This window comes from Prodigiosinella confusarubida, assembly GCF_002847015.1.
GTDB classification, from domain to species: Bacteria; Pseudomonadota; Gammaproteobacteria; order Enterobacterales; family Enterobacteriaceae; genus Prodigiosinella; species Prodigiosinella aquatilis.
Genome location: NZ_CP025085.1, coordinates 494,674 through 517,774, shown reverse-complemented (window position 1 = coordinate 517,774; position 23,101 = coordinate 494,674). Strand labels below are relative to the sequence as shown.

General features: G+C 50.7%; 18 protein-coding genes and 1 riboswitch. Of the genes, 10 read left to right on the top strand and 8 right to left on the bottom strand.

What is annotated here, in order from left to right; translation table 11 throughout:
- Positions 1 to 300: 300 nt before the first annotated feature.
- The 3 genes from rpoB (at position 301) to CWC46_RS02340 (ending at position 9,939) form a co-directional block, all read left to right on the top strand.
- Positions 301 to 4,329: a DNA-directed RNA polymerase subunit beta gene (rpoB, locus tag CWC46_RS02350; protein ID WP_021014052.1), complete on the top strand. Its 4,029-nt coding sequence runs from the start codon at positions 301 to 303 to the stop codon at positions 4,327 to 4,329.
- 93 nt (positions 4,330 to 4,422) lie between these two features.
- On the top strand, positions 4,423 to 8,646 hold the full coding sequence (gene rpoC, locus CWC46_RS02345; protein ID WP_021014053.1) for a DNA-directed RNA polymerase subunit beta': 4,224 nt from the start codon (positions 4,423 to 4,425) through the stop codon (positions 8,644 to 8,646).
- Between the two features lie 192 nt (positions 8,647 to 8,838).
- Positions 8,839 to 9,939 carry a DUF1176 domain-containing protein gene (locus tag CWC46_RS02340; protein ID WP_021014054.1) on the top strand — a complete coding sequence of 367 codons (1,101 nt, stop codon included), beginning with the start codon at positions 8,839 to 8,841 and terminating at the stop codon, positions 9,937 to 9,939.
- Between the two features lie 375 nt (positions 9,940 to 10,314).
- On the opposite strand, the gene CWC46_RS23570 is transcribed toward CWC46_RS02340, so the two are convergent.
- On the bottom strand, positions 10,315 to 10,458 hold the full coding sequence (locus tag CWC46_RS23570) for a YjiS-like domain-containing protein (protein ID WP_416354392.1): 144 nt from the start codon (positions 10,456 to 10,458) through the stop codon (positions 10,315 to 10,317).
- Between the two features lie 222 nt (positions 10,459 to 10,680).
- Between CWC46_RS23570 and CWC46_RS02330 the strand changes: the two genes are divergently transcribed.
- Positions 10,681 to 12,114, top strand: a complete 1,434-nt coding sequence (locus tag CWC46_RS02330; protein ID WP_021014056.1) for an aminotransferase-like domain-containing protein — start codon at positions 10,681 to 10,683, stop codon at positions 12,112 to 12,114.
- A gap of 41 nt (positions 12,115 to 12,155) precedes the next feature.
- Here the strand turns inward: CWC46_RS02330 and thiH are convergent, their stop codons facing one another.
- The 7 genes from thiH to CWC46_RS02295 all read right to left on the bottom strand — a co-directional run bounded on the left by thiH (position 12,156) and on the right by CWC46_RS02295 (position 18,388).
- Positions 12,156 to 13,292 (bottom strand): 2-iminoacetate synthase ThiH, encoded by a 1,137-nt coding sequence (gene thiH, locus CWC46_RS02325; RefSeq protein ID WP_021014057.1) that lies wholly within the window; start codon positions 13,290 to 13,292, stop codon positions 12,156 to 12,158.
- Positions 13,292 to 14,074, bottom strand: a complete 783-nt coding sequence (locus tag CWC46_RS02320; protein ID WP_021014058.1) for a thiazole synthase — start codon at positions 14,072 to 14,074, stop codon at positions 13,292 to 13,294. Before CWC46_RS02320 ends, thiH begins: the two co-directional genes overlap by 1 nt.
- The gene (thiS, locus tag CWC46_RS02315) at positions 14,075 to 14,275 is read right to left on the bottom strand and encodes a sulfur carrier protein ThiS (protein WP_021014059.1); all 201 of its coding nucleotides are present in this window, start codon (positions 14,273 to 14,275) and stop codon (positions 14,075 to 14,077) included.
- Positions 14,272 to 15,021, bottom strand: coding sequence for a HesA/MoeB/ThiF family protein (locus tag CWC46_RS02310; protein ID WP_021014060.1), 750 nt, complete (start codon positions 15,019 to 15,021; stop codon positions 14,272 to 14,274). Before CWC46_RS02310 ends, thiS begins: the two co-directional genes overlap by 4 nt.
- A 1-nt stretch (position 15,022) precedes the next feature.
- On the bottom strand, positions 15,023 to 15,658 hold the full coding sequence (gene thiE / locus CWC46_RS02305; protein WP_021014061.1) for a thiamine phosphate synthase: 636 nt from the start codon (positions 15,656 to 15,658) through the stop codon (positions 15,023 to 15,025).
- Positions 15,658 to 17,589 (bottom strand): phosphomethylpyrimidine synthase ThiC, encoded by a 1,932-nt coding sequence (thiC, locus tag CWC46_RS02300; protein ID WP_021014062.1) that lies wholly within the window; start codon positions 17,587 to 17,589, stop codon positions 15,658 to 15,660. The genes thiE and thiC overlap by 1 nt, the downstream gene beginning before the upstream one ends.
- Before the next feature lie 107 nt (positions 17,590 to 17,696).
- Positions 17,697 to 17,812, bottom strand: a riboswitch (TPP riboswitch).
- Between the two features lie 114 nt (positions 17,813 to 17,926).
- A complete protein-coding gene (locus tag CWC46_RS02295; protein WP_021014063.1) occupies positions 17,927 to 18,388 on the bottom strand; it encodes an Rsd/AlgQ family anti-sigma factor in 462 nt (153 codons plus the stop codon).
- A 102-nt stretch (positions 18,389 to 18,490) separates the two neighbouring features.
- On the opposite strand from CWC46_RS02295, the gene nudC reads away from it, so the two are divergent.
- The 6 genes from nudC (at position 18,491) to CWC46_RS02265 (ending at position 22,970) form a co-directional block, all read left to right on the top strand.
- Complete coding sequence (nudC, locus tag CWC46_RS02290; RefSeq protein WP_021014064.1) at positions 18,491 to 19,264, top strand: NAD(+) diphosphatase; 774 nt, start codon at positions 18,491 to 18,493, stop codon at positions 19,262 to 19,264.
- A gap of 106 nt (positions 19,265 to 19,370) precedes the next feature.
- A complete protein-coding gene (gene hemE / locus CWC46_RS02285; RefSeq protein ID WP_021014065.1) occupies positions 19,371 to 20,441 on the top strand; it encodes a uroporphyrinogen decarboxylase in 1,071 nt (356 codons plus the stop codon).
- Positions 20,438 to 21,106: a deoxyribonuclease V gene (gene nfi, locus CWC46_RS02280; RefSeq protein ID WP_037380496.1), complete on the top strand. Its 669-nt coding sequence runs from the start codon at positions 20,438 to 20,440 to the stop codon at positions 21,104 to 21,106. Before hemE ends, nfi begins: the two co-directional genes overlap by 4 nt.
- A gap of 98 nt (positions 21,107 to 21,204) precedes the next feature.
- Entirely contained in the window at positions 21,205 to 21,795 is a 591-nt protein-coding gene (locus CWC46_RS02275; protein ID WP_021014067.1) for a YjaG family protein, read from the top strand.
- A gap of 184 nt (positions 21,796 to 21,979) precedes the next feature.
- Entirely contained in the window at positions 21,980 to 22,252 is a 273-nt protein-coding gene (hupA, locus tag CWC46_RS02270) for a nucleoid-associated protein HU-alpha (RefSeq protein ID WP_021014068.1), read from the top strand.
- Positions 22,253 to 22,256: 4 nt separating this feature from the next.
- Entirely contained in the window at positions 22,257 to 22,970 is a 714-nt protein-coding gene (locus tag CWC46_RS02265; protein WP_037380499.1) for a DUF1481 domain-containing protein, read from the top strand.
- Positions 22,971 to 23,101 lie beyond the last annotated feature (131 nt).

The following is a 23,101-nucleotide window of genomic DNA, read 5'->3' as shown; positions in this document are numbered from 1 at the left end:
GCTGGCGGCTGGTGACTTTTGGGTCACCAGCCTTTTTGCGCTGTAGGGAGTCAGTGGTGTTCCACACTGTTTGGCCACTGATTAGCCCACAATATTTTTTTCTATCGACGACTTAATATATTGCACTTCTTGTTAGAGCTTTTCTCTGTACACGGTGTAATGAAATGATTTAAGAGTGATAGAAATAAATATTGCGGAAAGTGTTCCATTTTCCGATCGATATAAACGGTGTTGTATGAACTGTCCTTTTTATTTAGGACGGACAGAGTGGTTCGACTTTTCAGCGAGTTGAGGAACCCTATGGTTTACTCCTATACCGAGAAAAAACGTATTCGTAAGGATTTTGGTAAACGTCCGCAAGTGTTGGACATACCTTATCTCCTTTCTATCCAGCTTGACTCGTTCCAGAAGTTCATCGAGCAAGATCCGGAAGGTCAGTACGGATTGGAAGCAGCATTCCGTTCTGTTTTCCCAATTAAGAGTTACAGCGGTAATTCAGAGCTGCAATACGTTAGCTATCGCTTGGGCGAGCCGGTGTTTGACGTTAAAGAGTGTCAAATCCGTGGTGTAACGTTTTCTGCACCGCTGCGTGTGAAGTTGCGTCTGGTGATCTACGAGCGCGAAGCGCCGGAAGGCACCGTTAAAGATATTAAAGAACAAGAAGTTTACATGGGCGAAATTCCGCTCATGACAGAAAACGGCACCTTTGTCATTAACGGTACTGAGCGCGTTATCGTATCTCAGTTGCACCGTAGTCCAGGTGTGTTCTTTGACAGCGACAAGGGTAAAACCCACTCTTCCGGTAAGGTGCTGTATAACGCACGTATTATTCCTTACCGTGGTTCCTGGCTGGATTTTGAATTCGACCCGAAAGACAATCTGTTTGTCCGTATCGACCGTCGCCGTAAATTACCTGCGACCATCATTCTGCGTGCATTGAGTTACTCTACCGAAGAAATTCTGAATTTGTTCTTCGACAAAGTAGCCTATGAAATCGACAACAATAAGTTGCAGATGGAACTGGTGCCAGAGCGCTTACGTGGCGAAACTGCTTCTTTTGATATTGAAGCGAATGGCAAGGTCTACATTGAAAAAGGCCGTCGTATCACGGCTCGCCATATCCGTCTGTTAGAAAAAGATGGCATTGAGCGTATTGAAGTACCGGTGGAATACATTGCCGGTAAAGTATTGGCTAAAGATTATATTGATGTCGGCACGGGTGAAGTGATCGCGATGGCGAACATGGAACTGTCGCTGGATTTGCTGGCTAAACTGAGCCAGGCAGGCCACAAACATATCGAAACGCTGTTTACCAATGATCTTGATCATGGTCCGTATATGTCTGAGACGCTGCGTGTCGACCCAACCAGTGATCGTCTGAGTGCATTGGTTGAAATTTACCGCATGATGCGTCCGGGTGAGCCACCGACACGTGAAGCGGCTGAAACGCTGTTTGAAAACCTGTTCTTCTCTGAAGATCGTTATGATCTGTCGGCGGTTGGTCGTATGAAGTTCAACCGTTCTTTGCTGCGTGAGGAGATCGAAGGTTCCGGTATCCTGAGCAAAGAAGACATCATCGAAGTGATGAAGAAGCTCATCGATATCCGTAACGGTAAAGGTGAGGTGGATGATATCGACCACCTGGGTAACCGTCGTATCCGTTCTGTTGGTGAAATGGCTGAAAACCAGTTCCGTGTGGGTCTGGTGCGTGTTGAGCGTGCGGTGAAAGAACGCCTGTCATTGGGCGATCTGGACACATTAATGCCGCAGGATATGATCAATGCCAAGCCGATTTCTGCTGCAGTAAAAGAGTTCTTCGGTTCCAGTCAGTTGTCTCAATTTATGGATCAGAACAACCCACTGTCTGAAATTACGCATAAGCGTCGTATTTCTGCTCTGGGCCCTGGCGGTCTGACCCGTGAACGTGCGGGCTTTGAAGTTCGAGACGTACATCCGACACACTATGGTCGTGTATGTCCTATCGAGACACCTGAAGGTCCTAACATCGGTCTGATTAACTCGTTGTCTGTATATGCACAGACTAACGAATATGGTTTCCTGGAAACCCCGTATCGTCGTGTTCGTGATGATGTGGTGACAGATGAAATTCATTACCTGTCCGCGATTGAAGAAGGCAATTACGTTATTGCCCAGGCGAACACCAATCTGGACGAAGAAGGCCATTTCATAGATGAATTGGTTACTTGTCGTAACAAAGGCGAATCCAGCCTGTTTAGCCGCGATCAAGTTGACTATATGGACGTTTCCACCCAGCAGGTGGTTTCTGTCGGTGCATCACTGATTCCGTTCCTGGAACACGATGACGCCAACCGTGCATTGATGGGTGCGAACATGCAACGTCAGGCGGTACCGACTCTGCGTGCTGATAAGCCGCTGGTAGGCACTGGCATGGAGCGTGCGGTAGCGGTGGACTCGGGTGTAACTTCCGTTGCCAAACGTGGTGGTACCGTTCAGTACGTAGATGCTTCCCGTATCGTGATCAAGGTTAACGAAGATGAAATGTATCCGGGCGAAGCCGGCATTGATATCTATAACCTGACCAAATATACCCGTTCCAACCAGAACACTTGTATCAACCAGATGCCTTGCGTATCACTGGGTGAGCCGGTTGAACGCGGTGATGTGTTGGCTGACGGCCCGTCTACCGACCTGGGTGAATTGGCTCTGGGTCAAAACATGCGCGTGGCGTTCATGCCGTGGAATGGTTACAACTTCGAAGACTCCATTCTCGTATCCGAGCGTGTAGTACAGGAAGATCGTTTCACGACTATCCATATTCAGGAACTGGCATGTGTATCCCGTGATACCAAGTTAGGGCCTGAAGAGATTACTGCGGATATCCCGAATGTGGGTGAAGCAGCGCTCTCCAAACTGGATGAGTCCGGCATTGTCTATATCGGTGCTGAAGTGACCGGTGGTGATATTCTGGTGGGTAAAGTAACGCCGAAAGGCGAAACTCAACTGACGCCGGAAGAGAAGCTGCTGCGAGCCATCTTTGGTGAAAAAGCGTCTGACGTTAAAGATTCGTCACTGCGTGTGCCAAACGGTGTTTCCGGTACGGTTATCGATGTTCAGGTCTTTACCCGCGATGGTGTGGAAAAAGACAAACGTGCGCTGGAAATCGAAGAAATGCAGTTGAAGCAGGCCAAAAAAGACCTGACGGAAGAGCTGCAGATTCTGGAAGCCGGCCTGTTTGCCCGTATTCACTACGTGCTGGTTGCCGGTGGCATTGAAGCTGAGAAGTTGGACAAACTGCCGCGTGAGCGTTGGCTGGAACTGGGTTTGACTGATGAAGAGAAGCAAAATCAGTTAGAACAGCTGGCGGAGCAGTATGACGAATTGAAGCACGAGTTCGAGAAAAAACTCGAAGCTAAACGTCGCAAGATCACTCAAGGTGATGATCTGGCCCCGGGTGTACTGAAGATCGTTAAGGTGTACTTGGCGGTTAAACGTCAGATTCAGCCAGGCGACAAGATGGCTGGTCGCCACGGTAACAAGGGTGTTATCTCCAAGATCAACCCGATCGAAGATATGCCTTACGATGAAAACGGCACGCCGGTAGATATTGTACTCAACCCGCTGGGCGTACCATCACGTATGAACATCGGTCAGATTCTGGAAACCCATTTGGGTATGGCTGCGAAAGGTATTGGTGACAAGATTAATGCCATGCTGAAGCAGCAGGAAGAAGTATCCAAATTGCGTGAATTCATCCAGAAAGCCTATGATTTGGGTAATGACGTTCGCCAGAAAGTTGACTTGACCACCTTTACCGATGAAGAAGTGCTGAGGCTGGCGGAAAACCTGAAAAAAGGTATGCCTATCGCCACACCGGTATTTGACGGTGCCAAAGAAAGCGAGATTAAAGAATTGCTGAAACTGGGTGATCTGCCGACTTCCGGTCAGATTACGTTGTTCGATGGTCGAACTGGTGAGCAATTCGAGCGCTCGGTTACTGTGGGCTACATGTACATGCTGAAACTGAACCATTTGGTGGATGACAAGATGCATGCCCGTTCTACCGGCTCTTATAGTCTGGTTACTCAGCAGCCGTTGGGTGGTAAGGCGCAGTTCGGTGGTCAGCGCTTCGGTGAGATGGAAGTGTGGGCGCTGGAAGCTTACGGTGCAGCCTATACTCTGCAGGAAATGCTGACGGTGAAATCTGATGACGTGAATGGCCGCACCAAGATGTATAAAAACATCGTGGATGGTGATCACCGGATGGAACCAGGCATGCCGGAGTCCTTCAATGTGTTGTTGAAAGAAATCCGTTCGCTGGGTATCAACATCGAGCTGGAAGAAGATTAATTAAAGCTCGATCGAGTTGCTGGCATTCGTTACAGAGACACCTGAATTTCGGTTCAGGTGTCTAACAGGTCTAACTCCGACAGGAGCCAATCCGTGAAAGACTTATTGAAGTTTCTGAAAGCGCAAACTAAAACCGAAGAGTTTGATGCGATCAAAATTGCTCTGGCTTCGCCAGACATGATCCGTTCCTGGTCTTTTGGTGAAGTTAAAAAGCCAGAGACTATTAACTATCGTACGTTCAAACCTGAACGTGATGGCCTTTTCTGTGCTCGTATCTTTGGGCCAGTAAAAGATTACGAGTGCTTGTGCGGTAAGTACAAGCGCTTGAAACACCGTGGTGTTATTTGTGAGAAGTGCGGCGTTGAAGTGACCCAGACCAAAGTGCGTCGTGAACGTATGGGACACATCGAACTGGCTTCTCCGACGGCACACATCTGGTTCCTGAAATCGTTGCCATCCCGCATCGGTTTATTACTGGATATGCCGCTGCGTGATATCGAACGCGTACTGTACTTTGAATCCTATGTAGTGGTTGAAGGCGGTATGACCAACCTGGAGCGCCGACAGATCCTGACTGAAGAGCAGTATCTGGATGCGCTGGAAGAGTTTGGTGATGAGTTCGATGCCAAAATGGGTGCCGAAGCTATTCAGGCCTTGTTGAAAGGCATGGATCTGGAGCAAGAATGCGAACAGCTGCGTGAAGAGTTGAATGAAACCAACTCTGAAACCAAACGTAAAAAGCTGACCAAGCGCGTCAAGTTGCTGGAAGCCTTCATACAGTCTGGTAACAAACCAGAGTGGATGATTTTGACCGTTCTGCCCGTATTGCCGCCGGATCTGCGTCCGCTGGTACCACTGGATGGCGGCCGTTTTGCGACTTCTGATCTGAACGATCTGTATCGTCGAGTGATAAACCGTAACAACCGTTTGAAACGTCTGCTGGATCTGGCTGCGCCGGATATCATCGTACGCAATGAAAAACGTATGTTGCAGGAAGCGGTCGATGCATTGCTGGATAATGGTCGGCGCGGTCGTGCGATCACTGGTTCCAACAAGCGTCCGCTGAAATCGCTGGCTGACATGATCAAAGGTAAGCAGGGACGTTTCCGTCAGAACCTGCTGGGTAAACGCGTGGACTACTCCGGTCGTTCCGTTATTACCGTGGGTCCGTACCTGCGCCTGCATCAATGCGGCCTGCCGAAGAAAATGGCGCTGGAGCTGTTCAAACCGTTCATCTACGGCAAGCTGGAACTGCGTGGTCTGGCTACCACCATTAAAGCAGCCAAGAAAATGGTTGAGCGTGAAGAAGCTGTCGTCTGGGATATCCTCGACGAAGTGATTCGCGAACACCCGGTACTGCTGAACCGTGCGCCAACCCTGCACCGTTTGGGTATTCAGGCGTTTGAACCAGTACTTATCGAAGGTAAAGCCATCCAGCTGCATCCGCTGGTTTGTGCGGCATACAACGCCGACTTCGATGGTGACCAGATGGCTGTTCATGTACCGCTGACACTGGAAGCCCAGTTGGAAGCGCGTGCGTTGATGATGTCCACCAACAACATTCTGTCACCGGCGAATGGTGAGCCAATCATCGTTCCTTCCCAGGACGTGGTGTTGGGTCTGTACTACATGACCCGTGACTGTGTTAACGCCAAAGGCGAAGGCATGGTGTTGACGGGGCCGAAAGAAGCTGAGCGTATTTATCGCGCCGGTCTGGCTTCCTTGCATGCGCGTGTCAAAGTGCGTATCACCGAAGAGATCAGGAATACCGAAGGCGAGTCGATACACCGGACGTCTATTATCGATACAACTGTAGGCCGTGCGATCCTGTGGATGATCGTTCCTCAAGGTCTGCCGTTCTCTATCGTTAACCAGCCGTTAGGTAAAAAAGCTATCTCTAAAATGCTGAACACCTGTTATCGCATTTTGGGCCTGAAGCCGACGGTTATCTTCGCTGACCAGATCATGTACACCGGTTTTGCTTACGCTGCCCGTTCAGGTGTATCCGTAGGTATTGATGATATGGTGATCCCAGAGAAGAAAGCGGGGATTATCGAAGAAGCAGAAACCGAAGTTGCAGAGATCCAGGAACAGTTCCAGTCTGGTCTGGTAACTGCTGGTGAACGTTACAACAAGGTTATCGATATCTGGGCTGCGGCAAACGAACGCGTTGCCAAGGCGATGATGGAAAACCTGTCTGTTGAAGATGTGGTTAATCGTGATGGCGAAGTTGAGCAACAGGTTTCTTTTAACAGTATCTTTATGATGGCCGACTCCGGTGCGCGTGGTTCTGCGGCACAGATTCGTCAGTTGGCGGGTATGCGTGGTCTGATGGCGAAGCCGGATGGCTCCATCATCGAAACACCTATTACCGCAAACTTCCGTGAAGGTCTGAACGTACTCCAGTACTTCATCTCTACTCACGGTGCTCGTAAAGGTCTGGCGGATACGGCACTGAAAACCGCAAACTCCGGTTATCTGACTCGCCGTTTGGTTGATGTGGCGCAGGATCTGGTAGTCACTGAAGATGATTGTGGTACTCACGAAGGTATCATGATGACCCCGGTTATTGAGGGCGGTGACGTTAAAGAGCCGTTGCGTGAGCGTGTGCTTGGTCGTGTGACGGCTGAAGACGTTATCAAACCGGGTACAGCTGATATTCTGGTTCCACGTAATACGTTGCTGAACGAGAAATGGTGTGACCTGCTGGAAGAAAACTCTGTCGATGCGGTTAAAGTCCGTTCTGTCGTAAGTTGCGAAACTGACTTTGGCGTTTGTGCCAAGTGTTATGGACGTGACTTGGCGCGTGGGCACATCATCAACAAGGGTGAAGCAGTCGGGGTTATCGCGGCACAGTCTATCGGTGAACCAGGTACTCAGCTGACCATGCGTACGTTCCACATCGGTGGTGCAGCGTCTCGTGCGGCAGCTGAATCCAGTATTCAGGTGAAAAACAAAGGTAGCCTGAAATTGTTTAACGCGAAGTTCGTTATGAACAACGTGGGTAAACTGGTGATTACATCGCGTAATACCGAATTGAAGCTGATTGATGAATTCGGTCGCACCAAAGAAAGCTATAAAGTGCCTTATGGTGCGGTCATGGCGAAGGGCGATAGTGCTGATGTTGTCGGTGGCGAAACTGTTGCTAATTGGGATCCGCATACCATGCCGGTTATCACTGAAGTGAGCGGTAACATTCGCTTCACTGATATGATCGACACCCAGACCATCACTCGTCAAACTGACGAACTGACTGGGTTGTCCTCTATCGTGATACTGGATAGTGCGGAACGTACCGGTGGTGGTAAAGAACTACGCCCGGCGTTGAAAATTGTAGATGCCAATGGCAATGATGTATTGATTCCGGGTACGGATATGCCTGCTCAATACTTCTTGCCGGGTAAAGCCATTGTCCAGTTGGAAGATGGTGTACAAATCAATGCAGGTGACACACTGGCACGTATCCCGCAGGAATCCGGCGGTACCAAGGATATTACCGGTGGTTTGCCACGTGTTGCGGATCTGTTCGAAGCCCGTCGTCCGAAAGAACCGGCTATTCTGGCCGAAATCAGCGGTGTCGTTTCCTTCGGTAAAGAAACCAAAGGTAAACGTCGTCTGGTGATTACACCAATAGATGGCAGTGAACCGTATGAAGAGATGATTCCGAAGTGGCGTCAGCTCAACGTGTTTGAAGGTGAACTCGTAGAACGCGGTGATGTTATCTCCGATGGCCCGGAATCTCCGCATGATATTTTGCGTCTGCGTGGTGTCCATGCTGTTACGCGCTATATCACCAACGAGGTTCAGGACGTTTACCGTCTGCAAGGTGTTAAGATTAACGATAAACACATTGAAGTTATCGTTCGTCAGATGCTGCGTAAATGTACCATCGCGAGTTCAGGTAGCTCGGAGTTCTTGGAAGGCGAACAGGCGGAAATTTCCCGCGTTAAGATCGCCAACCGCCAATTGGAAGCAAACGGCAAGATCTCGGCAACGTATGCCCGAGATTTGCTGGGTATCACCAAAGCTTCTCTGGCTACCGAGTCCTTCATCTCTGCGGCATCATTCCAGGAAACCACTCGTGTGCTTACTGAAGCTGCGGTTGCGGGTAAACGTGATGAGCTGCGCGGTTTGAAAGAAAACGTGATCGTGGGCCGTTTGATCCCGGCTGGGACTGGTTATTCGTACCACCAGGAGCGTATGCGCCGTCGTCAGGTGGTTGATACCCCGGTTACGCCTCAGGTTAGCGCTGAAGAAGCTACGGCCAATTTGGCAGAGTTGTTGAATGCTGGTCTGGGTAACAACGACGACAAGTAATCGTTAGTCAGGCTTGATAAAAACCGCTCCTTAGCAGTAAGGAGCGGTTTTTTTATGGCGTCTATCTGCCGCCGACCCTGCTTTGGTCCGTTTCTACACAGCGTTTAAAAACACTTCCGGCGTTTTTTATGCACAGAACATTTGATTATTACGCTATAACATTCTGATGGACGCATCAAAAAGGCATGTTCAATGCGATTAAAAACAATACTTTTTGTCATATTACTGACTCAGTTGATTATCAGCCCGGTTAACGCCCAGAACGTCACGACATCTCCGTCTCCCTGGCAAGGGGTAAAGCCAATACAAAAGATGTTCAAACATTGGCAGGTGACCTGCAATAACCTGAATGATTGTGATGTCAGGAATAGTGATGCTTACCTACGCGTTACACTCAAGCGTGAATCAGGCCCACAAGGAAAAATCTCCCTGGATTTTGATTTGGCGGACAAACGGCAGGCGCTTTTTATGGATGGTGTGCGGTTCCCATTGACTCAACCTGCGTGGCAGCCAGATGAAGAAGAGGGAGCCTTCTATGTACATACCGAGCAACTTGATGTCATTCAGCGCTTTGTTCAGGCGACTAAAAATGCCAAATGGTTAACGTTGTCTGCAGATAACACCAGTGAAGAAGAAGCAATCTCCCTGACGGGTTTAAATGCCGCATTATTGCTGGTGGATGAACGACAAGGACGGTTAAATAACCGTAGTGCATTACTGCAAGTGGGAGATGGTGACGTTTCATCTGTTCCCGCCGTGCCGGTGAGTCAGGATATCAACCCTGCTTATATTCAACCGCCGCCGTTGGTGAAAACTGACGAACTTATCGATGCGGTAGTCGCGGCTAAAAGATCCATTCTGGAAGAAGAAGGTTGTGGTTTGAGCAAAGAGGCTCGTGCATTGAGTGAAGCAGAACCGCTGACCAATGAGTTGGCGTTGGTCATGCTGAACTGTGGTATGGGCGCTTATCAATCTTCCAGCATGCTGTTTGTCACACCACGCAATAATCCGCAGGGTGCGCAATTACTGGTATTGTCGCGACCTATAAAAATAGCGGACAGTCAGGATGACAAAATTCGCTGGTTCACTGAAGCGGAGTACGATCCGGAAATCGGCATGCTGTACTACTCCGCCAAAGGGCGCGGTATTGCGGATTGTGGTGAGAGTGCGCAGTGGGTGTTTGACGGTAAAAACTTCCAACTGGTCGCTTATAACTATCAGCCTGAATGCAATGGCGGGCAACCGGGAGACTGGCCCTCTGTCTGGGCTATGCCCGGCTATCCTATTGAGTAGCTCTGTCTGATTATGGACGGGAAGGGCCGATACAGGCGAACCTGTATCGGCGGTCTGGTGAGCGGGACGCCCGGACTGTTCGCCCCGGCTGGTGCACGTTTTACCAGCGTGCCCACTGTAGCCATGAGCACGGTGTGGTGCGAGATGCCGTTTGTTGCCTTGCATATCGTGCTGTACAGAAAAACCGATTGTCTGAAAATGTTTCAGTGTGTTGCGTTACGCCGCACAAGCTGGACGTTTCCTTTGTGCAAGAACATAACTACCGTTTGTATCAGATTATCACCGTCGAACAACTTCCTGTCTTGTCAGTTCGATCTTCTCCATGCCAGCTGTCTTGTAGCTTGTAAATCTGTAACTGCATACAGTCAGCACGATTTAACGGTCTTTTCTTGACGAGAACAGGTTGTGTATATCTGCGCGTGTTAGACCAATATCTTTTAGACGGTCATCATTCATGCTCAACAGTAGTTTTTTTGATTCAGCTTGTGCCTTTCGGTGCCGCCAGAGCTGATAAAGCATGCTCAGGCTCAAGTGTATGCGTAGCCGGGTAATAAATCGTTTTGTCATGGTTTTTCTCCCCTGTCGCTGGTTGACTGCCATCATGCAGGAGAGATTGGAATTGATACAGATTCAGAAATTTACTTTATTTATGATACAAAATGCGCGATACCGTATCTGAACGGTTGTTTGGGAGCTTATCTGTATTGTTTTTTCTTATTTCTATTTATTCGGAGGATACAGATGACGCGATATCAATTTCTGGCCACCATATTGATACAGCGAATTGAACAAGGGTTGTATCAGTGTGGTGAACGTTTGCCGTCAGTGCGCTCACTGAGTCAGGAGCATGGTGTCAGTATTAGTACCGTCCAGCAGGCGTACCATTTGCTGGAAGAGAAGCAATTAATCGTGCCACTGCCGCGTTCTGGCTACTTTGTGAAGCCACGTATGGCGGTGGCCCCCATTCCTGCCATGACGCGACCGGTACAGCGCCCGGTGGAAATCACTACGTGGGATTCGGTACTGGAACAGATCTGTTCCCGTTCTGATCCCGATATTCTGCAATTGGGCGGCAGTATTCCCGACCTCACGCCGACCACACTTAAGCCGTTATGGAAGAATATTAGCCGTATTGGGCAAAAACAGGATATCTCCATGCTGAACTATGACAGTCTGCATGGGTTACCGCGGCTGCGTGAACAGATTGCCCGGTTGATGATTGATAGTGGCTGTCAGTTGTCTGAACAGGATATTGTTATCACCAATGGTTGTACGCAAGCGCTGTCCATAGCGGTTCGGTCCGTGTGTAACCCCGGTGATATTGTGGCTATTGAGTCGCCGGTATTTCATGGCATCATGCAGATACTGTGTGGTTTTGGCATTAAGGTTATTGAAATTCCCACTGATTTTTCTCAAGGGATGAGCCTTGAAGCATTGGAGTTGGCGCTGGAGCAATGGCCGGTGAAAGCGGTGCTGACGGTACCGAATTGTAATAATCCGCTGGGATTTATTATGCCGGAACACCGCAAGCGGGCATTGATGACGTTGGCGCAGCGCTATGATATCGCCATCATTGAGGATGATGTGTATGGTGAACTGGCATATGACTACCCGCGCCCGATCACCCTGAAATCTTTGGATTATGAGGGGCGAGTCCTGTTGTGCAGCTCGTTTTCAAAAATGTTGGCGCCTGGTCTGCGAGTGGGATGGATAGTTCCGGGGCGCTATCTGGATCGAGCGCTACACATGAAATACACCAGTACCGGGTCTGTTGCCATTTGTCCTCAACAGGCCGTGGCAGAGTTTATTCGGCAAGGGCATTACATGCCACATTTGCGCCGCATGCGTGCGCTTTATCAACGTAACCTGGGAAGTTTTGTCAACCGGGTGAGGCACACGTTTCCGGAGAAGGTCTGTATCAGCCGACCACAAGGTGGATTTGTGCTGTGGATTGAGTTTCCGGAAACGTTTGATGGCGTGCGGCTGAACCAACGGCTGGTCAGCGAGAAAATCAGGGTTTATGAAGGGTCACTGTTTTCTGTGGCTGGCAAGTATCGTCATTGCCTGCGGTTGAGCTATGCCATGCCGCTCACGCCAGAGCGTGAGGAGGGTATCGTCAGGCTGGGGAACGTGATTGCCGAAATGATGAACAATCCTGTGATAACCGTAGGGTAATACACGGGGCGTCAGCGCCCCGTAACATTGCCGTTCTGGCATTACTGGTGTGTGGTCGGTCGGCCCAGATACCCTTCCCAGTCTTTCCAGACCGGTTGTAAACCCGCCTTGACAATGGCGGCAGCCACCTCTTCCGGGCGTCGACCATCATGGGGCGTAAACTGCTCCAGCTCTGGATGATTGTCCGCGTAGCCACCCGGTTGGGTTTTGGAGAAGGCGCTGACGTTGTTGATGGCGATTGGAACCATGTGGTCACGGAAGAACGATGATTCCCGGGTTGAGAGGGAGAGCTCAATATCTGGAGAAAGTAGGCGAAACGCACAGATGACCTGCATTAACTGGGCTTCATCCATAATTGACGCAGGTTCAATACCTCCGGCACAAGGGCGTAAACGCGGGAAGGAGATTGAATAGCGGCTCCGCCAGTAGGTTTGCTGCAAATACAGCAGGTGTTCGGCCACCATATAGCAGTCAGTACGCCAGCTATCGGAAAGACCGATCAACGCGCCTAATCCGATCTTGTCGATCCCGGCGTTACCCAGTCGATCTGGTGTATCCAGTCGCCAACTGAAGTCTTGTTTCTGGCCGCGCAGATGATGTTGAGCGTAAGTCGATGGATGATAAGTTTCCTGATACACCATGACGCCATCCAGCCCCAGCATTTTCAGTTCCGCATATTCAGCCTGATTCAACGGTTGCACTTCCATCATCAGTGAACTGAAATGCGGGCGGATGATCGGGAATACCTGGCGAAAATAATCCATTCCCACCTTCCGCTGATGTTCGCCCGTCACCAGCAGCAGGTGATTGAACCCCATTTCTTTGATTGCCAAACATTCACGCAGAATTTCTTCTTCATTCAGCGTTTTGCGCTTGAGGTGGTTGCTCATGGAAAAACCGCAGTAAGTACAATCATTGGAGCACAGATTAGAGAGATACAGTGGTACATAAAAGCTGACGGTATTGCCGAATCGCTGGCGGGTTAACTGTTGGGCACGCTGTGCCAATGGTTCGAGATAGTGCCTGGCGGCTGGAGAGATCAGTGCCATAAAGTCATCGCGGCTGAGTTGGTCTGCTGTCAATGCCCGTTCCACATCGGCGGCTGTTTGGCTGTTAATCCGCAGTGTCAGGTCATCCCAGTGCAACTGTTGCCAACGTTGTTGAAAATGGGTTTCCATTAGCCAACTGCCTCTGTTGTCTGTTGCAGAAAATGGGTCAACGGACTGGTAGCGCTGGCAACCTGTTGACGGCGGCCCAAACCTGCTTGCCGTGCCAACGTTCCGGCTTCTATCGCCAACCGAAACGCCTGCGCCATGTTTACCGGGTCGCGGGCTACAGCGATGGCGGTATTCACCAGCACCGCATCGGCGCCGATCTCGATAGCTTCTGCGGCATGACTGGGGGCGCCAATGCCAGCATCCACCACTACCGGCACCCGTGCCTGTTCGATGATGATGCGTAGAAAATCGCGGGTCTGTAGACCCTGGTTCGAACCGATCGGCGCCCCCAGCGGCATGACCGCGGCACAACCCACCTCCTCCAGACGCTTACATAGCACCGGATCGGCAGCACAGTATGGGAGTACCACAAACCCCTCTTTGACCAGCTGTTCTGCTGCCTTCAGGGTTTCTATCGGGTCGGGTAACAGGTACCTCATATCTGGATGAATCTCCAGCTTCACCCAGTGAGTACCTAACGCTTCACGTGCCAAATGAGCAGCAAATATGGCTTCGTCTGCGGTTTTGGCACCGGACGTATTGGGAAGCAGTCTCACGCCCAACTGTCGTAAAGGGGCCAGAATAGCGTCGTTACCGCCCGTCAGATCCACGCGTTTCATCGCCATTGTCACCAATTGCGATCCGGAAGCTTGCAACGCTTCCAGCATCAGTTCCGCGCTGGCAAATTTCCCGGTACCGGTCAGTAACCGGGATGAAAATGTTGTATCGGCAATATGTAGCATTCATCCTCCTGCTATCGCCTGAAAAAGCAAAATGTCATCCCCTTCCTGTACCTGATGTTGATGCCAGGCACTGCGTGGAATGATGATCTGATTGATGGCCAGTGCTGTACCGGGCTGGAGGCGGTTCAGCTGATTGAGCAACTGTTCAATGTTTACGGGTTTTTCCAGTTCCAACGTTTCTTCATTGAGCCGGATTTTCATGGATGGTCTCCGCATATCGGGCACGTTGGAGAAGGCGTTAGTTGTAATGTGCTCCAGCTATGCTGCCGGGCATCGAATAAGCGCAGTTTGCCGTTGAGTGGAGAGGGCAGGCCACACAGTAGTTTGATAGCCTCCAGCGCCTGTAATGTGCCCATTACGCCAACCACCGGACCTAATACCCCAGCGGTACGGCAGTTACGCTGCGGTTCGCTGGCATCTGGATACAGACAGGCATAGCAGCCGTGAGCATAAGGCGGCGTCAGCACCAGTAGTTGACCGCTGAGTCCTACCGCACTGGCACTGATCAGGGTTTTCTCTGCTGCAACGCAGGCGGCATTGACAGCATGGCGAGTGGCCATGTTGTCACTACAGTCCAGTATCAGATCGGCTTTCGCTACCGCTTGTTGCAGGACACCGTTTTCCAGCCGTCGGTTAAGCGCCACACAGGTAATCGTGGGATTCAGCGCCTGCAACTGACGCTGAGCCAGCATGGCTTTGGGTTGGGAAATATCACGAGTGCGGTAGAGAATTTGTCGTTGAAGATTGGAAATATGCAGCTCGTCACTATCCGCCAGCAATAGCTTACCCACCCCTGCCGCGGCCAGATACAGAGCCGCAGGTGAACCGAGTCCACCCATACCTACCAGCAACACGCAGGCGGCCGCGAGCTTTTTTTGACCTTCAGCGCCGACGTCCTCTAGCAGTAACTGGCGGCTATAACGCATAAACTCCTGATCGTTTAACACGTTATTTCTCCCGTCCTTCAATCATCCGAAGTAATGTGGTGGTTGCCTGACGCCAGTCCGGTGCCTGGGTAATGGCACTGACTACCGCGATGCTGCCAACGCCGGTCGCCAGTACGGCAGGAACCTTATCGACACTGATACCGCCAATGGCAACCGTGGGAAAACGCCCCTGGAGTGCGCTGATGTGCCGGGTCAGTTCAGGCAGACCCTGTGGTGATGACGGCATGGCTTTGGTTTGCGTTGGGAAGATGTGTCCTAATGCGATGTAGGAAGGATTGACGGCAACAGCGCGTTCCAGCTCGGTATCATCATGGGTGGAAACACCCAACCGCAGACCAGCCTGATGAATGGCGGCGAGATCAGCAGTATCCAGATCTTCCTGTCCCAGATGGACGCCATAAGCCTGATGTTTGATCGCCAGTCGCCAATAGTCATTGATGAACAGCCGTGCCTGAAATTGTCGTCCCAGGTTGATTGCCTGAATCACCTCTGGCTCTACCTGATCGTTCGACAGGTCTTTGATCCGCAACTGAATGGTTTTCACACCGGCGTTCAGCAGGCGGTTGATCCACAACACGCTGTCCACCACCGGATAGAGCCCGAGCTGTTCTGCGGTGGAGGGAAAGACGCGGCTCATCAGGATTCCTCCTGTGGCAGACTGGTGGCAGTGTGGTATAGCTCGCTGCCGCGGGCACGGAATTCTGCTGACATCTGCGCCATCCCGACATCAATGGGCTGGGCCACGGCTTCCTGCTGCGCGGCGTAATCACGTACTTCCTGAGAAATCTTCATCGAGCAGAATTTGGGGCCGCACATGGAGCAGAAATGGGCCACTTTGCCGGATTCCTGCGGCAGGGTTTCGTCGTGATAAGCGCGTGCGGTTTGCGGATCGAGCGCCAGATTAAACTGATCGTCCCAGCGAAATTCAAAGCGTGCTTTTGACATGGCGTTGTCGCGGATCTGTGCGCCAGGGTGGCCTTTGGCCAGGTCGGCCGCGTGGGCGGCGATCTTGTAGGTAATCAGCCCTTGCTTGACATCATCCTTGTTTGGCAATCCCAAATGCTCTTTTGGCGTGACATAACACAGCATGGCGCAACCGAACCAGCCAATCATGGCCGCACCAATACCGGAGGTGAAATGATCATAGCCCGGTGCAATATCGGTGGTGAGTGGGCCGAGCGTGTAGAACGGCGCTTCATGGCAATGCTCCAGCTCTTCAGTCATGTTGCGGCGGATCATTTGCATCGGCACATGACCGGGGCCTTCAATCATGACCTGAACGTCATATTCCCAGGCGATTTTGGTCAGCTCACCCAGTGTGTGGAGCTCGGCGAACTGGGCTTCATCGTTGGCGTCCTGAATAGAGCCAGGGCGAAGACCATCACCCAATGACAGGGATACATCATAGGCTGCACAGAGTTCACAAATTTCACGAAAGTGCTGATACAGGAAATTTTCCTGATGATGAGAAAGACACCATTTCGCCATGATGGAGCCACCGCGAGAGACAATGCCCGTCAGGCGTTTGGCGGTCATCGGCACATAGCGCAGCAGCACCCCAGCATGGATGGTGAAATAGTCAACGCCTTGTTCTGCCTGTTCCAGCAGTGTGTCGCGGAACATTTCCCAGGTCAGATTTTCCGCAACGCCATTAACTTTTTCCAGAGCTTGATAAATAGGTACCGTACCAATGGGAACCGGGCTGTTACGTAGTATCCACTCACGAGTTTCATGAATATAACGTCCGGTGGACAAATCCATCACGGTGTCCGCACCCCAGCGCGTTGACCACACCAGCTTTTCCACTTCTTCTTCGATGGACGATGTCACGGCGGAGTTACCGATATTGGCATTGACCTTCACCAGAAAATTACGGCCGATAATCATCGGTTCTGACTCGGGATGATTGATATTGGCGGGAATAATGGCGCGTCCGGCGGCAACTTCCTGACGTACAAATTCCGGGGTGATACTGTCGGGCAAGTTGGCACCGAAGCTTTGGCCGGGGTGTTGCTGGCGCAGCACCTCACTGTGGATACGTTCACGCCCCATATTTTCACGGATGGCAATGAATTCCATTTCGGGTGTGACGATCCCCTGACGAGCATAATGCAGTTGCGTTACCCGCTTGCCGGTTTTGGCACACTGCGGCTGCGGCAATTGTTCAAACCGCAGATGATCCAATCCTGCATCGGCCAGGCGTTGCTGGGTAAAACCAGAACTGACCTGAGAAAGCGCTTGTGTGTCGTTGCGCTCGGCTATCCAGGCGGCCCGGACTTTTTCCAGGCCGAGGTGAACGTCTGGTGTAGCGGCAGGGTCGCCATATGGGCCAGCCGTATCATAGACGGGGACGGGCTCGTTGGGTTCATGGCTGGGATTCTCCCGGCTACCACCAGTCAAGGTGGGGCTGAGCTGAATTTCCCGCATGGGAACACGGATATCTTCGCGTGAGCCAGAAATGTAAATTCGCTGTGAATTCGGGAATGCGGTACCCCGAAGAGTGTCAATAAACTGTTGGGCGGCGGCGCGTTGTTCACGACGACCAGGGGCTTTCTTTTCTGTAGACATAGCAAGTTCCTATAAATACTGAATGGGAAGATTGCTTGTCTGGAGTTCGGAGGGAGTAATGACAGGGTGTGAACCCGGATAAATGCCTATGGCGCTGGGGTTCAACAGAATGAATTACTCTTGTTCCCTTCGCAGGTATTAGCCTGATCAGGTTCCGCGGATCCCGAATTAACGGTCTCAGCCCATGCACGATGATATGTGCGGGGCACTCCGACAAGATATAGCTCCAAAACGCTGGAGCGGATAAAACGTTACCACTTTATGCCGAGCCCGGCCTGGTGTCAAAAAGTTACATCAGGTGAAAAGGCGCCCTGCACTATCGATAGTTCAGTCTGATTTACTGTTCAAATACTAGCCGGATCATGTGGTCTTCCAGGGTAAAGCGCATTGCCAAGGATTCCCCCACGCTTGATAATGTTTGCTGAAATTCGAAACAGTTATCTTGATCGATGGCGGCAACCAGATGACTATCATAAAAGTCCATGATTTGCTGTGTGTTGCCTTGTAATATCGAATCGAGCTGTGCGGCGAGCGCTCGCTTTTTTTCATTCAATGGGGCAACTTCTTGTAGCATTCGTTCGTAAATGTGGAAATGGCCAGCTGAAAGATAGTCGACCAGATTATGGCAGAAATCATCCAGCGCTTTTTCATCCAGGCGGGTATGGGTTTCTTTATTTGGCTTCATGCCGACCAAGTGATAGTAAGTGATCAGTAACTGCTTACGAGCTTGTAGCCACTGATCGATTAACGCATTATTGCCGCCAACATACTCAGTCAAACTTTGTAGTTGCTTTAGCATTATTGACTCCCTTCATACATCAATGATGACTGTTAGCAGTGTAATTATCCATTAAACATAGCTGTAAAATGTCAATCTGGTAATGAGTGAGGCATTAAAAGTATGGAACTGATACTAAAAGGTGATGAAAGCGGCTGGTGGGTCGTCAGCCATGGTAATCAGATCTGGTTACCACAGGGCGAATTGCCGCAGGGAACCGCCGCGCAATGGGATTTGCAGAATTTTCGCGCCCGCCAGATCGGCGAGTGGCAGGGCGTGCTGGTATGGCTAGTATCACGTTCTATGACGGACAGCATGGGATCAGTGCGTCAGTTGCTGAGCCAGGATGCCGGTCTGTTCCATCTGGCGGGACGGGGTGTACAGTTGGCTGAGTTCTATCGTTCGCATCGCTTTTGTGGCTACTGCGGACATGAAATGCACACCAGTACTACAGAGCTGGCCTGCCTGTGTTCACACTGTAAGGAACGTTATTACCCACAGATTGCTCCTTGTGTGATCGTGGCCATCCAGCATCAGGATAAAATTCTGCTGGCCCAGCATTTGCGCCATCGCGGCAATATGTATACCACGTTGGCGGGTTTTGTAGAGGTGGGTGAAACGCTGGAGCAGGCAGTTGCGCGAGAAGTCATGGAAGAGAGTCATGTCCATGTCAAAAATCTGCGCTATGTATGCTCCCAGCCTTGGCCGTTCCCTCATTCATTGATGATGGCCTTCATGGCGGAATATGCGGGGGGAGAGCTGCAAGCAGACCCTTCAGAACTGCGGGATGCAGCCTGGTTCCGTTATGATCGGTTGCCGGAATTACCGCCACCGGGTACGGTGGCTCGTCGTCTGATTGAAGATACCGTAGTGCTGTGCCGCGAGGCTGACGATTGAACAGGTTCGTAACACCTGGTGGCGCTGAATTTCGTGGTCACACGGTTTGGTTGTAGATGGTTGCCAATAATAACGATGCCAGTGAGTTGATACTAAAGGAAAAAATATGACTGATCTGAAAAACGATCGCTATTTGCGTGCGCTGTTACGTCAGCCAGTGGATGTGACCCCAGTATGGATGATGCGTCAGGCAGGTCGTTATCTGCCTGAATATCGTGCTATACGGGAACAGGCCGGAGATTTTATGTCACTGTGCAAGGATGCCGATCTGGCTTGTGAGGTGACGTTGCAACCGCTGCGTCGTTATAATCTGGATGCGGCCATTCTATTTTCGGATATTCTCACGGTTCCCGATGCCATGGGACTGGGGCTCTATTTTGAAACCGGTGAAGGGCCGAGATTTACTTCGCCAATCACTTGTCATGCGGATGTGGAAAAATTGCCGGTACCGGATCCTGAACTGGAACTGGGCTACGTGATGAATGCGGTACGTACTATCCGTAAAAATCTGGCGGGTACCGTGCCGCTGATTGGTTTTTCCGGTAGCCCGTGGACGCTGGCAACCTACATGGTAGAAGGCGGTAGCAGTAAAGTTTTCACCGTTATTAAGAAAATGATGTTTACCTCACCGGATACATTGCATCTGTTACTGGATAAGCTGGCGGATAGCGTCACATTGTATCTGAATGCCCAGATTAAGGCCGGTGTGCAGGCTGTGATGATTTTTGATACCTGGGGTGGCGCGCTGAGTTGTGCAGATTACCGCGAGTTTTCCTTGCATTATATGCATAAAATTGTTGATGGACTGCTGCGTGAACATGAGGGACGACGAGTACCGGTCACTCTGTTTACCAAAGGCGGCGGTCAATGGCTGGAAGCCATGGCCGGTACTGGTTGTGACGCGCTGGGACTGGATTGGACCACCGATATTGCCGAGGCCCGACATCGGGTGGGAAATCGTGTCGCTCTGCAAGGGAATATGGATCCTTCCATGCTGTATGCCTCTCCGTCCAGGATCGAGCAGGAAGTGGCGACAATACTGAATGGATTCGGCTCCGGTAGTGGCCATGTATTCAATCTGGGACACGGTATTCATCAGGATGTGCCGCCTGAAAATCCAGGCATTTTTGTTGATGCGGTGCATCGGTTATCGGCTCCCTATCATCGGATGGCATGATGGATATTCAGGCACTGCGTGAAGAGCAACTCGACAAGGCATCACAGGTCATTTGCCGTGATAATTTACCGTTTGAGCAACCTGCTTATATCGCTGGTGCTGATGTAGGATTCGAGCAGCAAGGCGCGGTGACACGAGCGGCGATTGTGATACTTGAATATCCGTCGCTGATGCTGGTGGAATATCAGATTGCCCGTATCCCTACGATCATGCCTTACATCCCCGGCTTCCTTTCTTTTCGCGAATATCCAGCGCTGCTGGCCGCGTGGGAAAAATTGCAACATCGACCTGATTTACTGTTTGTGGATGGTCACGGTATTTCCCATCCCCGTCGTTTTGGTGTGGCCAGCCACTTTGGCCTGCTGGTAAATATACCTACCATTGGCGTGGCGAAGCGCCGGCTATGCGGCCAGTTTTCTCCGCTGGAAGAACCCGTGGGCAGCCAGCAGCCGCTGTTTGATCATGGTGAACAGATCGGGTGGGTGTGGAGAAGCAAGGTACGTTGTAATCCGCTGTTTGTTTCCACTGGACATCGCGTCAGTATCAATACCGCGTTAGCATGGGTAACGCGCTGTGTTCGTGGCTACCGTTTACCTGAGCCGACCCGCTGGGCGGATGCCGTGGCATCAAATCGGAAGACCTTCCAGCGCTGGCAGCAGCAGTGATGATGAATAATACTGATAAACGCACTTTAGGAATTCAGGAATAGGGCATTGGCCTGATTTCAGGTACACTCCCGCCCATAATTTATGTGAGATGACCGATGTTACGTAACCCTATTCATTTGCGTTTGGAAAAACTGGAAAGTTGGCAACATGTCACTTTTATGGCATGCCTTTGTGAGCGGATGTACCCTAATTATCATGAATTTTGCCAGCAAACCGGCTTCGGTGATGCTCAGGTCTACCGGCGTATCCTCGACCTGGTCTGGGAAACGCTGGTGGTCAAGGATGTCAAAGTCAACTTTGATAATCAGTTGGAAAAACTTGAAGATGCGGTCCCGTCTGCTGAAAATTATGATATTTACGGCGTTTACCCCGCGATTGATGCCTGTATTGCTTTGGGAGAACTTGTTCACTCCCGTTTAAGCGGTGAAACACTGGAACATACCATTGCTATCAGTGAAACTTCCATTCGTACTGTGGCCATGCTGGAAATGACGCAGGCGGGTCGGGAAATGACAGATGAAGAACTGAAAATTCTGCCCGCTATTGAACAGGAATGGGACATTCAATGGGAGATTTTTCGTTTGTTGGCAGCCTGCGAAGAGCGTGATATAGAATTGATAAAAGGGCTGCGCGCAGACTTGCGTGAGGACGGTAGCAGTAATATTGGGATAAATTTATACCAATAACACGGTAAAACGTGATTTAAGGCCTGAAATGGCCTGTGAGACTTCACATCCGCACCCTGTCTGGTCTACATTTGGGGAGCGTAAAAAAAGTGGCTGTCGGTGCGTGTATGCAGGAGATCGCTGTTATGGCATTTCCGGCGCACTCGATGCTTAGCAAGTGATAAACACACTGTAAGGATAACTTATGAATAAGACTCAACTGATTGATGTAATTGCTGATAAAGCTGACCTTTCTAAGGCTCACGCCAAAGCAGCGTTGGAAGCGACTCTGGCGGCGATTACTGAGTCTCTGAAAGAAGGTGATGCAGTACAATTAGTCGGTTTTGGTACTTTCAAAGTCAATCATCGTAATGAGCGCACTGGCCGCAATCCGCAAACGGGTAAAGAAATCAAAATTGCTGCTGCCAATGTGCCTGCTTTTGTATCCGGTAAAGCATTGAAAGACGCTGTAAAATAACGGTATGTTGGGAAAAGGTTTAAACAGAGGGGCGAATATGCCCCTTTTGTTTTTCTTTCGCAGCATCTGTATTGGGGTGGGCGTCATGCTGATGACCGCCTGTAGTTCCCATTCGCCTCCATCAGACTTCTATGCGGGAGGATATCTTGCTGATCGCGGTGTCGTGCGTTTATGGCGTAAAGATGATGTTCAGCAACATGTCACGACGCTGATGACGGTTTATAGTCCGCATCAGGGCCAGAATACGCAAATTACCCATTCCCGGTTCCAGCAGGGTACCGTGCGCGAAATCCAACAAAGTAAATCTGGACCGCCAAAAGAAGAGACCCGTTTGCGTTTTGATGCCAATGGCACCGTCAGCTATATGCAACGTCAATTTCCTGAACACCGAGAGTCTTTGTCTGAGGATGAAATAGCGCTGTATCAGTTTGATGCCAAACGTATGCTGGAGTTAAGTGATGCATTGCGGGTAGGTAATATACAGCTCAAACAGGGCATATGGCAGAATAATCAAGTAATGACCTGCAATGGGCAACTGGTACGCCCGGATCTGGATCGCTCATCTTTGTCGTGGATTGCCCAACGTCGTCAGCACTCGACCGGTGTGCTCAGTATTGCCTGGCTGGAGTCCCCTGAAGGTTCGCAGTTGTTGTTAGTGGTGAACACCGATTTTTGCCGTTGGGAACCTACTGCCAAAACCATAGACATGTGGGAGTGACATACGTTATTTATCTCCAAGCCGGAGATAGTGACATCCCTGGCAAAATTAATGTGATGTAAATTTGGCGGAGATGGGAAGCTCGCGAGGTGGGGTGGAGAGGTGAGCCCAGAGGGCCCACCTGGAAGATA

What these genes read in the sequence shown, in the direction of transcription:
- rpoB (WP_021014052.1), top strand. Translation starts at nt 301, where the DNA reads ATGGTTTACTCCTATACCGAGAAAAAACGTATTCGTAAGGATTTTGGT.
- CWC46_RS02340 (WP_021014054.1), top strand. Translation starts at nt 8,839, where the DNA reads ATGCGATTAAAAACAATACTTTTTGTCATATTACTGACTCAGTTGATT.
- CWC46_RS23570 (WP_416354392.1), bottom strand. Translation starts at nt 10,458, where the DNA reads ATGCTTTATCAGCTCTGGCGGCACCGAAAGGCACAAGCTGAATCAAAA.
- CWC46_RS02330 (WP_021014056.1), top strand. Translation starts at nt 10,681, where the DNA reads ATGACGCGATATCAATTTCTGGCCACCATATTGATACAGCGAATTGAA.
- thiH (WP_021014057.1), bottom strand. Translation starts at nt 13,292, where the DNA reads ATGGAAACCCATTTTCAACAACGTTGGCAACAGTTGCACTGGGATGAC.
- CWC46_RS02320 (WP_021014058.1), bottom strand. Translation starts at nt 14,074, where the DNA reads ATGCTACATATTGCCGATACAACATTTTCATCCCGGTTACTGACCGGT.
- thiS (WP_021014059.1), bottom strand. Translation starts at nt 14,275, where the DNA reads ATGAAAATCCGGCTCAATGAAGAAACGTTGGAACTGGAAAAACCCGTA.
- thiE (WP_021014061.1), bottom strand. Translation starts at nt 15,658, where the DNA reads ATGAGCCGCGTCTTTCCCTCCACCGCAGAACAGCTCGGGCTCTATCCG.
- thiC (WP_021014062.1), bottom strand. Translation starts at nt 17,589, where the DNA reads ATGTCTACAGAAAAGAAAGCCCCTGGTCGTCGTGAACAACGCGCCGCC.
- CWC46_RS02295 (WP_021014063.1), bottom strand. Translation starts at nt 18,388, where the DNA reads ATGCTAAAGCAACTACAAAGTTTGACTGAGTATGTTGGCGGCAATAAT.
- nudC (WP_021014064.1), top strand. Translation starts at nt 18,491, where the DNA reads ATGGAACTGATACTAAAAGGTGATGAAAGCGGCTGGTGGGTCGTCAGC.
- hemE (WP_021014065.1), top strand. Translation starts at nt 19,371, where the DNA reads ATGACTGATCTGAAAAACGATCGCTATTTGCGTGCGCTGTTACGTCAG.
- nfi (WP_037380496.1), top strand. Translation starts at nt 20,438, where the DNA reads ATGATGGATATTCAGGCACTGCGTGAAGAGCAACTCGACAAGGCATCA.
- CWC46_RS02275 (WP_021014067.1), top strand. Translation starts at nt 21,205, where the DNA reads ATGTTACGTAACCCTATTCATTTGCGTTTGGAAAAACTGGAAAGTTGG.
- hupA (WP_021014068.1), top strand. Translation starts at nt 21,980, where the DNA reads ATGAATAAGACTCAACTGATTGATGTAATTGCTGATAAAGCTGACCTT.
- CWC46_RS02265 (WP_037380499.1), top strand. Translation starts at nt 22,257, where the DNA reads ATGTTGGGAAAAGGTTTAAACAGAGGGGCGAATATGCCCCTTTTGTTT.